This is a genomic window from Shewanella marinintestina (genome assembly GCF_023283845.1).
GTDB classification, from domain to species: domain Bacteria; phylum Pseudomonadota; class Gammaproteobacteria; order Enterobacterales; family Shewanellaceae; genus Shewanella; species Shewanella marinintestina.
Map to the genome: position 1 here is coordinate 1 of NZ_JAKILC010000015.1, position 14,421 is coordinate 14,421.

Annotated in this window: 11 protein-coding genes; 1 reads left to right on the forward strand and 10 read right to left on the reverse strand. The window is 44.3% G+C overall.

Features of this window, described 5'->3' with window-relative positions; translation table 11 throughout:
• Window positions 1–695: 695 nt before the first annotated feature.
• Window positions 696–3,419: a preprotein translocase subunit SecA gene (gene secA, locus L2747_RS15305; RefSeq protein ID WP_248999883.1), complete on the reverse strand. Its 2,724-nt coding sequence runs from the start codon at window positions 3,417–3,419 to the stop codon at window positions 696–698.
• A gap of 60 nt (window positions 3,420–3,479) precedes the next feature.
• Window positions 3,480–4,379 (reverse strand): M23 family metallopeptidase, encoded by a 900-nt coding sequence (locus L2747_RS15310; RefSeq protein WP_248999884.1) that lies wholly within the window; start codon window positions 4,377–4,379, stop codon window positions 3,480–3,482.
• A 27-nt stretch (window positions 4,380–4,406) separates the two neighbouring features.
• On the opposite strand from L2747_RS15310, the gene L2747_RS15315 reads away from it, so the two are divergent.
• A complete protein-coding gene (locus L2747_RS15315) occupies window positions 4,407–4,859 on the forward strand; it encodes a DUF721 domain-containing protein (RefSeq protein ID WP_248999885.1) in 453 nt (150 codons plus the stop codon).
• A 7-nt stretch (window positions 4,860–4,866) separates the two neighbouring features.
• On the opposite strand, the gene lpxC is transcribed toward L2747_RS15315, so the two are convergent.
• The 8 genes from lpxC to murD all read right to left on the reverse strand — a co-directional run bounded on the left by lpxC (window position 4,867) and on the right by murD (window position 14,396).
• On the reverse strand, window positions 4,867–5,787 hold the full coding sequence (gene lpxC / locus L2747_RS15320) for a UDP-3-O-acyl-N-acetylglucosamine deacetylase (RefSeq protein ID WP_248999886.1): 921 nt from the start codon (window positions 5,785–5,787) through the stop codon (window positions 4,867–4,869).
• Between the two features lie 178 nt (window positions 5,788–5,965).
• Window positions 5,966–7,153, reverse strand: coding sequence for a cell division protein FtsZ (gene ftsZ, locus L2747_RS15325; protein ID WP_248999887.1), 1,188 nt, complete (start codon window positions 7,151–7,153; stop codon window positions 5,966–5,968).
• A gap of 31 nt (window positions 7,154–7,184) precedes the next feature.
• Complete coding sequence (gene ftsA, locus L2747_RS15330) at window positions 7,185–8,420, reverse strand: cell division protein FtsA (protein ID WP_248999888.1); 1,236 nt, start codon at window positions 8,418–8,420, stop codon at window positions 7,185–7,187.
• Window positions 8,420–9,187 carry a cell division protein FtsQ/DivIB gene (locus tag L2747_RS15335; protein WP_248999889.1) on the reverse strand — a complete coding sequence of 256 codons (768 nt, stop codon included), beginning with the start codon at window positions 9,185–9,187 and terminating at the stop codon, window positions 8,420–8,422. The genes ftsA and L2747_RS15335 overlap by 1 nt, the downstream gene beginning before the upstream one ends.
• 105 nt (window positions 9,188–9,292) lie before the next feature.
• Window positions 9,293–10,759 carry a UDP-N-acetylmuramate--L-alanine ligase gene (gene murC, locus L2747_RS15340; protein WP_248999890.1) on the reverse strand — a complete coding sequence of 489 codons (1,467 nt, stop codon included), beginning with the start codon at window positions 10,757–10,759 and terminating at the stop codon, window positions 9,293–9,295.
• Window position 10,760: 1 nt separating this feature from the next.
• Window positions 10,761–11,858, reverse strand: a complete 1,098-nt coding sequence (murG, locus tag L2747_RS15345; RefSeq protein ID WP_248999996.1) for an undecaprenyldiphospho-muramoylpentapeptide beta-N-acetylglucosaminyltransferase — start codon at window positions 11,856–11,858, stop codon at window positions 10,761–10,763.
• A gap of 8 nt (window positions 11,859–11,866) precedes the next feature.
• Window positions 11,867–13,087 carry a cell division protein FtsW gene (ftsW, locus tag L2747_RS15350; RefSeq protein WP_371986011.1) on the reverse strand — a complete coding sequence of 407 codons (1,221 nt, stop codon included), beginning with the start codon at window positions 13,085–13,087 and terminating at the stop codon, window positions 11,867–11,869.
• On the reverse strand, window positions 13,077–14,396 hold the full coding sequence (murD, locus tag L2747_RS15355; RefSeq protein ID WP_248999891.1) for a UDP-N-acetylmuramoyl-L-alanine--D-glutamate ligase: 1,320 nt from the start codon (window positions 14,394–14,396) through the stop codon (window positions 13,077–13,079). The genes ftsW and murD overlap by 11 nt, the downstream gene beginning before the upstream one ends.
• Window positions 14,397–14,421 lie beyond the last annotated feature (25 nt).

Below are 14,421 nucleotides of genomic sequence, written 5' to 3' on the forward strand. Positions count from 1 at the left end.
GAGTGTCCACACAGATTTGCTTGTCATATTGTTAAAGAGCGTGAAGTCGTCTTTCAGACTTCGCCTTAGACGCTTAGGTCGTTTGGCTGAGGAGGCGTATTCTACACTTCCTAGTGTCGGCGTCAAGCGCTTATTTTAAGAAGTTTTTCAAGCGATGATTCTTTATACAAGTCACATCAATCGAAGCTCTTAAAGCGATTGTCACCTGAGGTCAATTTCCGTAGAAGTTAATCTCTCTAACTCTGCTGCAAGTCCCATTCTATCTAGCCTAACGCTTGGTAGGTGGCCTGCTTCGCCGTGTCAGTGGGGTCGCATTATAGGGAGATTTTAAAAGAGCGCAAGCGCTTTTTTAAAGAAAATTAAGGTTTTTTCAATGTTTTTATTTAAGCACAACTTAATCACTAGTTACCCTCAGACTTATCCACAAAACTCACTTTTGACGTGGATTTTATAACCAATAAGGGCTTTACCTCTGTTCTGCAAAAGAACTTCGTACTATGCAACACATACTAGGCACCTTCTTAATAGCCATTCTATTCTTTCCTTCTGTGCTACTTATCCAATTATCCCTTGCTTATTTTCATTACTCACTGCGAGTCGCTATTATTTCGATACCTTATACAAGCAACAAAAAAGGGTGACTCAATGAGTCACCCTTTCTGTATACAACAGTACTTTTACTTACTAGCTTTAATCTAGCTTAGTTTACCGTGGCATTGCTTATACTTCTTACCTGAACCACAAGGGCATGGATCGTTGCGACCAACTTTCTCGCCATCACGTACAGTTGGTTGAGTAGCAGCTAGAGCTGCACTCTCTTCAGCACCAACGATAGCTTCAGCTTCTGCATGTTGGTAATCGCGACGGATCTTGGCATCTTCTTGACGACGACGTTCTTCCATCTCTTCAACATCTGATTGTGCCTGTACTTGTACTTTAGACAAAATACTGATCACATCATGCTTTAATGACTCAAGCATTTGCTGGAATAACTCGAATGATTCGCGCTTATACTCTTGCTTAGGATTCTTCTGTGCGTAACCACGTAAGTGAATACCTTGGCGTAAGTGATCCATTGCAGAAAGGTGTTCTTTCCATAAACCATCAAGCGTTTGTAGCATTACTGCTTTTTCGAATTGACGTAGTACTTGCTCGCCTACCATCTCTTCTTTAGCTTTGTAGGCGTTAACCCAAGTTTCAACGATACGCTCGCGTAATGTTTCTTCGTGCAAGTCATCTTCTTTATCTAACCACTCTTGGATAGGAAGGTTCATTGCGTACTCTTGTTGTAGACGCTTCTCTAGACCTTCAACATCCCAAAGCTCTTCTACTGACTGACGAGGAATGTATTGGTCAACTAAACCATTTACTACGTCTTCTTGAATGTTAGTAATGGTGTCTTGAATACTTTCAGCATCCATTAGCTCATTACGCTGTGCATAGACAACCTGACGCTGATCGTTAGCAACATCATCAAACTCAAGCAATTGCTTACGAATATCGAAGTTACGTGCTTCTACTTTACGCTGTGCGTTTTCAATAGCACGCGATACCCATGGATGCTCAATTGCTTCACCTTCTTCCATACCTAATTTCTTCATCATTGAAGAAACACGGTCTGAAGCGAAGATGCGCATTAAGCTATCTTCCATAGATAAGTAGAAACGAGATGAACCTGAGTCACCTTGACGTCCAGAACGACCACGTAGCTGGTTATCGATACGACGAGATTCATGACGTTCTGTACCTAAGATATGCAGGCCACCAGCGTCAACCACTTCATCGTGTCGAATTTTCCAGTCAGCTTTAATCTTAGCTTTCTGTTCATCAGTTGCATCAGCTAATGCTTCGATTTCCATGTTCCAGTTACCGCCTAACACGATATCTGTACCACGACCCGCCATGTTAGTAGCAACAGTTACCGCACCTGTACGACCAGCTTGCGCAACAATATCCGCTTCACGTTCGTGGAATTTAGCATTCAAGATCTCATGTGGGATCTTTTCTTTCTTTAATAAGCTGTGCAGTAGCTCTGATTGTTCAATCGAAACAGTACCAACCAATACTGGCTGGCCACGCTCACGACAACCGACGATATCTTTAACGATTGCGGCGTACTTTTCATCAGCTGTAAGATAAACAAGATCCGGATGGTCTTTACGAACCATTGGACGGTTTGTCGGAACAACAACCGTGTCTAAACCATAGATGTGTTGGAATTCGAACGCTTCAGTGTCAGCTGTACCCGTCATACCGGCAAGCTTTTGGTATTGGCGGAAGAAGTTCTGGAAAGTGATCGATGCTAATGTTTGGTTTTCATTTTGAATATGAACCCCTTCTTTAGCTTCTACCGCTTGATGTAAACCTTCAGACCAACGACGACCCGGCATAGTACGGCCAGTGTGCTCATCAACAATAACCACTTCGTTGTCTTGCACAATATAGTCGACGTCTTTTTCGAATAATGTATGTGCGCGCAGTGCCGCGTTCACATGGTGCAACAGAGATATGTTAGCTGCTGAGTAAAGTGAATCACCTTCGGCTAGCATGCCGCGCTCAGTCAATAAGACTTCAACTTTTTCTTGACCGCGCTCAGTCATATGAACTTGCTTTGACTTCTCATCAACTGAGTAATCACCTTCACCTACATACTCTTCAGTATCTTCTTTATCTTGAGCAATAAGGTTAGGGATTAGAGTGTTGATCTTGATGTATAGCTCTGAGCTATCTTCAGCCGCACCGGAAATAATAAGTGGCGTACGTGCTTCATCGATTAGAATCGAGTCAACTTCGTCGATTAGAGCGTAATGCAATGGACGTTGTACGCGCTCAGCTGGAGAGAACGCCATATTGTCACGTAGGTAGTCGAAACCGAATTCGTTGTTAGTACCGTAAGTAATATCGGCATCATAAGCCGCTTTCTTTTCTACTTGCCCAAGACCCGCAACGTTAATACCAACAGTTAAGCCTAGGAATTCAAAAAGAGGACGGTTATTTTCAGCATCACGACCCGCTAAGTAGTCATTCACGGTAATTACGTGAACACCTTTACCAGTTAAACCATTCAAATAAGCAGGCAGAGTTGCCGTTAAGGTTTTACCTTCACCAGTACGCATTTCTGCAATACGGTTACTATCGAGGATCATGCCACCAATCATCTGCACATCAAAGTGACGCATTTCGAAAACACGTTTTGATGCTTCACGTACCGTAGCAAATGCTTCAGGTAATACGCCATCTAATGATTCACCACCGTCTAAACGCTCGCGGAAGTGGGCGGTTTTTGCTTTTAATTCTTCATCCGATAGTTTTTCGTACTCAGCTTCTAGTGCATTAATTTTATTAACCACTTTACCGAATGCTTTAAGTGTACGATCGTTGCGACTACCAAATACTTTTGTCAGTAATTTACCAAACATCTGAACCACTTCTATGTTGTTGGCCAAGTCCCTTTGAGAGCCTGAAAGCCTATTTTACGATTAACCTGCCTTGCGGTAGACATACTTTTGCGGATCGATCTGCTGTCCACCACGCAACACTTCATAGTGTACATGAGGCCCGGTTGAGCGCCCAGTACTTCCCATCACAGCGATTTTATCGCCTTTAGCGACCACGTCGCCCACATTTACTGACAAAGCTTTATTATGACCATAGCGTGTACTTAGACCATTTCCATGATCAATTTCAACTAAATTACCATAGCCAAACATCTTGTCCGCCCATGTAACCACACCACCTGCGGTAGCGATTACATCGACGCCCTCTTTTCCTGCAAAGTCGATACCTTTATGCATCGTTCTTTTGCCATTAAAAGGATCATTTCGTAAACCGTAGGGCGAGGATAACCAACCTTTTTGAATTGGTCGCCCAGATATATAACGTTCTTCATCTATATGGAGATTAGATGCTACTGTTTCAAGTAGTGAAAGCTGAACATTATTATTATCTATTCGAGACACCAACTCATCCATATCTGCGATAAGCTGGTCGAGTTCGATGTTAGTACCTAATTCACTGATACCGCCAACACCGACTTCAGAAGAGAAATCAAATTGATCTTCTAATTGATTATTGAGAGCAACTTGCTGACCCAAGGCTTCTATGCGCGTGAGTTTAGCTTGCATACGTGCAACGTGGGCAACCAACATCGAAAGCTGAGTTTCAGTCGCACTTTTAAGTGCAATTAACTCATCCTTTTGTTCTTCGCGAGCCATTCGCTCACTATCGACATTAGCTTGTTGCTGTGTAAGTTGCTTTGCATTGTGCTGATATAGACCTGTACCTGCTGCAATCAGCAGTATTGGTAATAGCAGCCAACGCTTTCCTGGTTGCCAGCGTGTGGCACCATTTCGACCTTGAATAAAAACTGTTACACTCATAGCCTAATTAAGCCATTTTATTATCATATGAAAAAGCCCCCTCAGGATCTCAGTCAGTTACTGCACCAGCAAGGCACTATGCCTAATCTGGCTGAAAAAGCAGAACTGTTATTACACTTAGATCACTACGTGAAACAAGTGCTAACTGGTCCAGTGACAGAGCAACTAAAGGTTGCCAATTTACGCCAAGGGATCTTGGTGATTGAAACAACCACGGCTGCTTGGGCGGCAAGAATTAACTTCCAAAAACCCAAAATACTACAATTGCTACAAGCCGAAACGCTACCCATGCTTACCGCAATCGAGGTTAAAGTCAACCCAAGCTTGTTAATGTATGAAACAAAATCCAAGCCTGCTCACAACCTAATTAGTGAAAACGCCGCCGCTCACATTGAAGCTTTAGCTGAACATACAGAGGGGACATTAGCGGTAAAACTAAAACGGCTGGCTGCATTGGCCAGCCGTTCAAGGCAATCTTAATTCGCGATTAAGCGAATACAGCACCGGCTGGTACTGAGAAGCTGACAGGTGCATCGGCTTCTTTTTCAAAACTCACGATTTCCCAAGCATCTTGCTGTGCAAGCATGGCGCGCACTAACTGGTTGTTAAGTGCATGCCCTGTTTTATATGCACAGAACTCACCAACTATGGCGTGTCCCGCGACATATAAATCACCAAAAGCATCAAGGATCTTGTGCTTAACGAACTCGTCCTCATAACGCAGGCCATCGGGGTTGAGGACGCGGTATTCGTCAAGTACAACAGCATTTTCCATGCTGCCGCCTAGTGCTAGATTATTGGCTCTTAGGTATTCGATATCTCGCATAAAACCGAAAGTTCTTGCGCGGCTGATATCTTTAACAAAAGCAGATGATGAAAAATCCATAACCATATGCTGTTGACTACGTGCGATCTCTGGGTGGTTAAAGTCAATTGCGAAATCAACTCGAAAGCCTTTAAATGGCTTTAACTCAGCCCACTTATCACCGTCTTCAACGCGAATAGGTTTTGTGATTTTGATATATTTTTTAGCTGCGCTTTGCTCTTGAATACCTACTGATTGCAGTAGGAATACAAAAGGACTCGCACTACCATCCATAATTGGAATTTCAGGCGCGTCAACTTCAATAACTGCGTTATCAATACCTAGTCCGGCTAGCGCTGCAAATAGATGCTCAATTGTTGAGATACGAACACCATCATCATTAACCAAAGCAGTACACATTGTTGTTTCACGTACTTGGTCGGCTACAGCTGGAATTTCCACTGCAGGCGACAAGTCAGTACGAACAAGTTTAATGCCGGTATTAACTGGTGCGGGTTTAATGATCAAAGTCACCTTGTTGCCGGAATGCAATCCAACACCAGTAGTCTTAACCATTTCTTTTACAGTTCTTTGAAAAATCATGTACTTACCCGTTTATCATCTCAACATAAAGAGCACTAACCACACACTTTTTGGCCGTGTGTAGGCTATGCTGGTCGGATATCTTAGCATATCTTTGCAAATTAACCAAAATTCACTCAGCTTTAAGACAACATTTAAGTATTGCCTTACACCTGTTAACTATCTATTAACACTTATATTAATCAGCTTGCTTACGCAAAAATGCTGGAATATCTAAGTAGTCTAGTTCGTTCTTCTTCTCGGTTACAGGTGTCGCCACTTGTGGTTGAGCTGCGGTAGCAGTGTTGCCGTGCGACATAGTTGGCGCAATTGCATCTTCAGCTGCAAAACTCTCAACACGAGGTTCTGCTGGAACGATTGGCTCAGGACGTGGAGCAGGCTTAGACACTAACTGGATATCAGGCTTTTTCTCAGCACCAATACCGGTAGCAACAACCGTTACACGTAGCTCATCAGACATTTCAGGATCAATGACCGCACCAACAACCACTGTTGCGTTGTCAGAAGCATAAGCCTTAACGTGGTTACCCACAGTCTCGAACTCTTCGATACTCATATCCATGCCAGCTGTAATGTTCACTAGAACACCACGAGCGCCTGCAAGATCGATATCCTCAAGTAGTGGACTTGCCACAGCAGCCTCAGCCGCTTCTTCAGCACGATCTTCACCACTGGCAACACCGGTGCCCATCATGGCATTACCCATTTCAGACATAACGGTTTTCACGTCGGCGAAATCGACGTTGATTAGACCAGGACGAGTAATTAGCTCTGCAATACCTTGAACAGCACCAAGCAGTACGTTGTTTGCTGCTGCAAAGGCATCTAATAAAGAGGTGCCACGACCAAGAACTTTAAGCAGTTTTTCGTTCGGAATCGTGATCAATGAGTCAACATGTTTAGCAAGCTGCTCGATACCTTGGTCCGCGTAAGTCATACGCTTTTTGCCTTCGAATGGGAAAGGCTTAGTGACTACTGCAACGGTAAGAATACCTTCTTCACGTGCAATCTCAGCAACAACAGGTGCAGCACCAGTACCTGTACCACCGCCCATACCTGCAGCGATAAAGATCATGTCTGAACCTTTAATCGCATTACGAATGCTTTCTTTATCTTCTTCAGCCGCTAGACGACCAATTTCAGGGTTTGCGCCAGCGCCCAAACCTTTGGTCACATCGCGACCTAATTGAATTGTGGTTGATGCAGCAGACTTACGCAGTGCTTGTGCGTCAGTATTTGTTGCTACAAACTCAACACCTTCGATGTTGTGTTTAACCATATGCTCGACAGCATTACCACCGCCGCCACCGACACCGATGACCTTAATCACCGCTTCGTCTGTATGACTATCCATGATCTCAAACATGGTCTTCTCTCCGTTATGCCTGCGTTATTAACTAAAACTCGCCTTTAAACCAACTTTGGACCCGATTCCAAAGACTGGTGACCCCTTGTCGCTCAGGACGTTCGAACTGACGTTCAATCACTCTGCGCGCACCATAGTGAAGCAACCCAACTCCGGTAGAGTAAATAGGTTGGTCCACATATTCATGTAAACCTTTAACTGGTAGCGGCTGTGCCATTCTTACTGGCATACCAAAGGTTGCCTCAGCGATGTCCACAGCACCTTCAATTGATGCTGTACCACCAGTAATGACAATACCCGCTGCCACTTGATCTTCTAGCCCGCTGTCATGCAGCTGCTTTAGGATTAATTCAAATAATTCTTGGTATCTTGGCTCAACGACTTCTGCCAATGTATGACGCGACATACTACGTGACGGACGACCGCCTACAGATGGCACCTCAATACTGTCTTCACGACTCACCATTGAACTGCGAGCACTCGCATGTTCAACTTTAATTTGTTCTGCATGTGACAAAGGCGTGCGGAATATCTTAGCTATGTCGTTAGTCACCTGATTGCCCGCAACTGGCACAACAGCACAATGACGCAGTGCACCATTAGTATAAACCGCGATATCTGTGGTGCCGCCACCGATGTCAACTAAACAAACACCTAAGTCTTTTTCATCATCAGTTAGTACTGAGTCTGCTGACGCGATTGCTGAAAACACTAAGTCATCAACTTTTAAACCGCAGCGCTCAACACTCTTAGTGATATTCTTCGCCATATCGTTAGCACAAGTGACGATATGGACTTTCGCTTCCATACGCATACCTGACATACCAATAGGGCTCTTAATGCCGTCTTGTACATCAATGGCGTACTCTTGCGGTAACACATGCAGAATACGGCGCTCTGTCGGTATTTTTACCGAGCGTGCGGTATGAATAACGTTATCAACGTCTTCTTGTGTCACTTCTTCATCATTAATCGATACCATGCCATTTTCATTTTGGCATTCGATATGTTTACCCGAAATGCTCAGGTATACAGATGAGACTTGGCAATCAGCCATTAGTTCTGCTTGGTCTAATGCTCTTTGCACACTACGAACGATAGAGTCGAGGTCGTTAACGCCCCCTTTGTCCATCCCTCTTGAGGGGTGGTTACCCAGGCCGACAATACTGATCTCACCGTCAGGCAATACTTCACCAATGATCACAGCGACTTTTGACGTCCCTATGTCCAATCCCACAATCAGATTTCTATCTAGATTCTTGGTCATTAATTAACGGCTCTCTTTTGTGCATCATCCCAACCTACGGCCAAACCTGTGTCGTAGCGCAAATCCACGATAGCTACCTGTTTATCTTGCTTTGCAAGTTGCGGGTAGACGTGAATAAATCTTTGTATCCTTGCCATCTTGTCTTCTCGGCCAAGCTCCAGCTTAATGCCATTATTGAGCTCAGCATGCCAAGCATGTCTAGGGCTTAAACTTAAGCTTTGTAAGTTAAAGCCATTAATTCTTAAAAGTTCGCCTAACTGTTGGTAAGTAGTTAGCACCGACTTACCTTGCTCTTCAGGTCCCGTCAAGAAAGGTAAGTTAGGTATACCTTCTTTCATTGGGGCATCAAACACTTCGCCATAAATATTGAGCCAAGCATCACCATTCCAATGTGCAACTGGCTTTTGTTCAACCAAATAGATTTTTAATTTGGCTGGCCACTCACGACGTACTGAAGCTTGATAAACCCAAGGTAGTGCTTCTAGGGCATCTTGCACTTGGTTTACATCCGCAGAAAAAAAGCTTCGTTGCATCAAATCTTGTAATGCAAGTTGGATCTCTTCATCTTCGGTGTAAATCCTTTCACCCTTTACCGCAACAGCTTCAATAGGCAGCGCATCTGCGTCATTTAGCAAGGTGTCTAGCTTCATTGCAGCCATACCGAAACCTATCAGTACACATAGCAAAAACACCAAGCCGAAGCACAAATACCAATCGGCTTCTAATAGCAAAACTCGAACACGCTGACCTTTCTTGCGCCAAGACACCTTTAGGCTTCCTTTTGCAACCGTAAACTCAGAAAATCGGCCATTATATAGCCCTTATTCCAAGCGTCAAAATTTGATGGATAAATTAAGCTATATCGCTCTAAATTACACATTTTTTTCGTCAATCACGGTATTGAACCCTAGATTTGACTCCGCCAAGGTACGCGAAACAACACCGATATTTCCTGCGCCTTGAGTCAGCAACAAATCGCCGCCTTGTAAAATCTCAGGTAAAAGTGTTTCAAGTTGCTCGCTGCTAGCAACAAACACCGGCTCAACTTGACCACGAACTCGAATCGAGCGGCATAATGCTCGGCTATCAGCGCCAGGAATTGGTGCTTCGCCTGCCGAATAAACATCTAGCATTAGTAGGCAGTCAACTTGTGATAGAACTTCAACAAAATCTTCATACAAGTCACGAGTTCGGCTATAGCGATGTGGCTGGTATATCATGACTAAGCGACGTTCAGGCCAGCCTAGTCTCGCAGCTTTAATCGTGGCAGCAACTTCGCTCGGGTGATGACCATAGTCATCAACTAGCTTAATTTCGCCTTTAGATGTGTTGAACTCACCAATCTGTTGGAAACGGCGACCAATGCCTTGGAACTCCGCTAACGCCTTAATAATCGCTTCATCTGCGATTTCATCTTCAGTCGCCACTGCAATAGCAGCCAATGAATTAAGTACGTTATGTTCGCCCGGTAAATTAACCGACAACTGCAAGTCATCCATACCCGCACGGCGAACCGTAAATTCACAGCTGTAACCTGTTTGCTTAAAGCTTACTGCTCGTACATCTGCATCTTCACTAAATCCGTAAGTCACTACTTTGCGACTTATACGTGGAATAAGCTCACGTACAATTGGATCATCGATACAAACAACTGCTACACCATAGAAAGGCAGATTATGTAAGAAGTCGACAAACGTCGTTTTTAGCTTCTCTAAGTCGCCTTCATAAGTATCCATATGATCGGCTTCAATATTGGTCACCACACTAACCATAGGCTGCAAATGCAAGAAGCTCGCATCACTCTCATCCGCCTCGGCGATAAGGTAACGGCTATGGCCTAAACGAGCATTGGTACCTGCACTGTTAAGCAAGCCACCAATAACAAATGTTGGATCGCGCTCAGCTTCACCATAAACACTAGCGATTAAGCTGGTTGTAGTGGTCTTGCCGTGTGTGCCCGCTACAGCAACGCCATGACGATAACGCATTAACTCTGCCAGCATCTCGGCGCGGCGCACTACAGGAATACGTAATTCTTTAGCGGCAACCAATTCTGGGTTATCTGCACTAATTGCTGTAGAGACAACAACCACATCAACATCTTTGACCTGGCTTGCATCATGGCCAAGGTAAATTGTTGCGCCTAACTGTTCTAGTCGTTCAGTTACTGGGCTTGCCGCAATGTCTGAACCACTTAACTTGTAACCTTCGTTCACAAGGACTTCTGCGATGCCGCCCATACCAGCGCCACCGATGCCAACAAAATAAATATGTTTAACCCTACGCATTTCAGGGATCATCGATCTTAGCTGTGAATGCTTTTCTGCTTTGTTACTCATTTCAACCCTTCTCAGCTAATCGAATACAGACGTTAGCCACTCTTTGTGTGGCGTCTAATATCGCTACGTCTCGGGCACGTTGCCCCATATTGCATAATTCTTGTTTGTCCGATGCCAACATAGACAACTTAGTCATTAACTTGCTGGTATCGACAATTGGCTGTGGCAATAAGAAAGCTGCCCCAGCATTAACCAGTACTTTAGCGTTCTTAGTTTGATGATCGTCAACAGCATGTGGGTAAGGCACCAATAGGCTTGGTAAGCCAACAGCTGCAAGCTCTGAAACCGTCAATGCACCTGAACGACAAACCACCACATCAGCCCAACGATAAGCAGCTTCCATATCATCAATAAACTCAGCAACACTGACGCTGCCATCTTGACCTAAACGCTGGTATTCAGCTTTAACTGAACTTAGATTATCGCGACCAACTTGATGCCATACAGTCATAGAGTGAGTCTTACTCACACCTTCTAATACACTTGGCATAACATCATTAAAAATCTTGGCGCCTAAACTTCCGCCAACAACGAGCACTTTAAGTGAGTCATCATCACAACAAGCCTCCCGCTTATCACCTAGAGCAATCAGCTCTTTGCGGATAGGATTGCCAACTGTTTGCGCTTTAACATCAGTAAAGGTACCTTCAAAGGCACACAAGACTTCTGATGCAATGCGTGACAACAGTTTATTCGTCATTCCAGGAATGGCATTTTGTTCGTGCAATACTAATGGAATACCGCATAACTTGGCTGCTACGCCACCAGGCCCACTAGCAAATCCGCCCATTCCCATCACCACATCAGGCTTAAAGCTTTTAATCACTGCCCGCGCCTGCATGACCGAACGTAAAATCTTAAATGGCGCGGCCAATTTGCGCATCAAGCCATTACCACGTACACCTTTGATATCAATAAAGTCGATATCAAAGCCATGTTGTGGGACTAATCTCGCTTCCATTCGCTCAGCGGTACCTAACCAGCGTACTTTCCATCCTTGCTGGCTTAAATATTTAGCTACGGCTAACGCAGGAAATACATGACCACCAGTTCCACCGGCCATGATTAAAATGCGCTTTTCTTCAGCTTGGTCAGTCATTAATTTACTCATTGTTTGTTTGCCCTGCCTTCTACGGCCTGAACAACACTTAATCTTCTTTCATAATCGATACGGATAAGTAGCATCACTGCTGCCGTCATTACCCATAAACTACTGCCGCCATAACTAATAAAAGGCAGTGTTAAACCTTTAGTCGGCAACATACCGATACTTGCACCGACGTTAACCACGGTCTGAAAACAGATCCAAATACCAATGCCGTAGGCAAGGTAACCTTCAAAGGCACGATCGAGTGCTAAACACATGTTGCCAAGCTTTATTGCCCTCAGCGCAACAAATAACAGTACCGCTAATACTGCGATAATTCCGATAAAACCAAGCTCTTCACCAATCACAGCAAAGATAAAGTCGGTATGTGCCTCGGGCAAATATTCTAACTTCTGGATACTGTTGCCTAAGCCTTGGCCAAACCAATCACCACGACCATAAGCCATTAACGATTGGGTAAGCTGATAACCACTACCAAATGGGTCTTGCCAAGGGTCAAGAAACGACGTCACTCGGCGCATTCGATAAGGCTCCAATAACACCAAGGCGACAAACGCTAAAATGCCTGCCAGTATCAGTGCAAAGAAATCAAATAAGCGCGCCCCTGCTAAAAATAACAAACCAACTGTGCCAACAAACAGCACCACAACGGTACCTAAGTCAGGCTGCATCAAAATTAAAATTGCGTAAGCTGCAAATACTGCAATCGGCTTATAAAACCCTTTAGCATTTTCTCTAATCTCTTGATGTCGGCGAACTAAATACCCTGCCATATAAATCGCAAAAGCAAACTTTGCAATCTCAGCAACCTGAATACGAATAGGCCCTATAGACAGCCAACGCGTAGCACCATTTACCGTTGTACCAACAAGAAGCACGGCAAATAACATCAAGCCGACAACAAGCAATAATAAGGGGCTAAAGCGCTGCCAATATTGCATCTCTATCTGCAATACCACCACCGCAATAATCACGCATCCAACCAGGTATGCACCATGGCGCCATACAAAGTGAAACGGGTTGCCTGTTAATGTCTGTGCTTCTGGCATCGAAGCAGACATCACCATAACAAAGCCAAAACTAATCAGAGCTAATACTGCAAAGAGCAATGATCTGTCATACAGCAACTGGCTCGGCGTTAAGCTATCGCTAAATAGATTCGGCATTGACCATTTAAAATGCTCGCCAAAAAAACTCGATAACTTCGCTTTAGTTATCATCTAACGCTTCAACCAAGCCACGAAATTCATCTCCGCGCGCCATATAGTTAGGGTACATATCTAAACTTGCACAAGCTGGCGACAAGATAACGATATCACCAGCAGTAGCGACTTCATGCGCTGCAGCTACAGCTTCCGCCATAGTTGCAACCCTAATAGCATCCGGTTTTAGCGCTGCAATTTTGTCACCGTCACGACCCAAAGTAATTAATTGGCTGACTTTAGCTAGTACAGGTTCGAGACTGGTTAAATCAGCCCCTTTGCTATCGCCACCAGCAATAAGAATTAACTCACCTAAGTGGTCAGTTAATCCATCAATAGCGGCAACGGTTGCACCAACGTTAGTCGCTTTAGAGTCGTTGATATAAATAACTCCAGCGATATCTGCAACGGTCTCACAACGGTGAGCTAAACCGTTAAACGTTTTGGCGATCTGTACTTGAAATTCACGCTTGATACCCACTGCAGTGGTTAATGCCATAGCAGCTAAAACATTGGCATGATTGTGACTGCCGACAAGCGCTACATCACTAACAGCCATGATAGGACTGTCACCCTGTACTAGCATCCCTGATGAAATACCCCATGCATCAACTTCAGGCATATCTAGCCCAAAACTATTCTGATTCGCAGGGTTATTAGGAACTGTAAGTAAGTCTTCGCGGTTAAACAGCACCATCTTGGTCTGATCATATAGCTTTAACTTTGCTTGGCGGTAAGACTCCAAATCGCTATAGCGATCCATGTGATCTTCACTGATATTCAAACAAGTCGCTACGGTGCAGCGCAAGCTGTGAGTTGTCTCTAATTGAAAGCTTGATAGCTCAAGAATGTATAGGTCTTTTGGCGCTAAAAGTAAGTCCAGTGCTGGTACACCAATATTACCGCCAACAGCATAAGAGCAACCACTAGCTTGAGCAATTTCACCAACCAAAGTTGTCACTGTTGTCTTGCCATTTGAGCCTGTAATACCAATGACTTTGGCATCAGTTTTACTCACTTCTCTAGCAAACAGCTCAACATCGCCAATCACCTCAATCCCCATATCAAATGCAACTCTCACCTCGGGAGTTTCACATGCGATACCAGGGCTAATCACAATCTGCTGCGCTTGCACTAAATAGCGGCAATCAAAACCACCAGCAATTAATTCAACCTGCGGAAATTCGCTCGCTAACGTATCAGCTCCAGGAGGTTGAACACGGCTGTCCATCACAAGAGGGGTAATGCCTTGCGCACACAGGTAACGCACAACAGACAGACCTGTTGCACCTAAACCTAAAACTATGTGTGTATATTGCTGCGCCATATCAGACCTATCTCAATCTAAGTTA

Excerpts from the sequence above, each read along its gene's own strand:
- ftsZ (WP_248999887.1), bottom strand. The coding sequence starts at position 7,153 with ATGTTTGAGATCATGGATAGTCATACAGACGAAGCGGTGATTAAGGTC.
- L2747_RS15310 (WP_248999884.1), bottom strand. The coding sequence starts at position 4,379 with ATGAGTGTAACAGTTTTTATTCAAGGTCGAAATGGTGCCACACGCTGG.
- murG (WP_248999996.1), bottom strand. The coding sequence starts at position 11,858 with ATGACTGACCAAGCTGAAGAAAAGCGCATTTTAATCATGGCCGGTGGA.
- ftsW (WP_371986011.1), bottom strand. The coding sequence starts at position 13,087 with ATGATAACTAAAGCGAAGTTATCGAGTTTTTTTGGCGAGCATTTTAAA.
- ftsA (WP_248999888.1), bottom strand. The coding sequence starts at position 8,420 with ATGACCAAGAATCTAGATAGAAATCTGATTGTGGGATTGGACATAGGG.
- L2747_RS15315 (WP_248999885.1), top strand. The coding sequence starts at position 4,407 with ATGAAAAAGCCCCCTCAGGATCTCAGTCAGTTACTGCACCAGCAAGGC.
- lpxC (WP_248999886.1), bottom strand. The coding sequence starts at position 5,787 with ATGATTTTTCAAAGAACTGTAAAAGAAATGGTTAAGACTACTGGTGTT.
- secA (WP_248999883.1), bottom strand. The coding sequence starts at position 3,419 with ATGTTTGGTAAATTACTGACAAAAGTATTTGGTAGTCGCAACGATCGT.
- murC (WP_248999890.1), bottom strand. The coding sequence starts at position 10,759 with ATGAGTAACAAAGCAGAAAAGCATTCACAGCTAAGATCGATGATCCCT.
- murD (WP_248999891.1), bottom strand. The coding sequence starts at position 14,396 with ATGGCGCAGCAATATACACACATAGTTTTAGGTTTAGGTGCAACAGGT.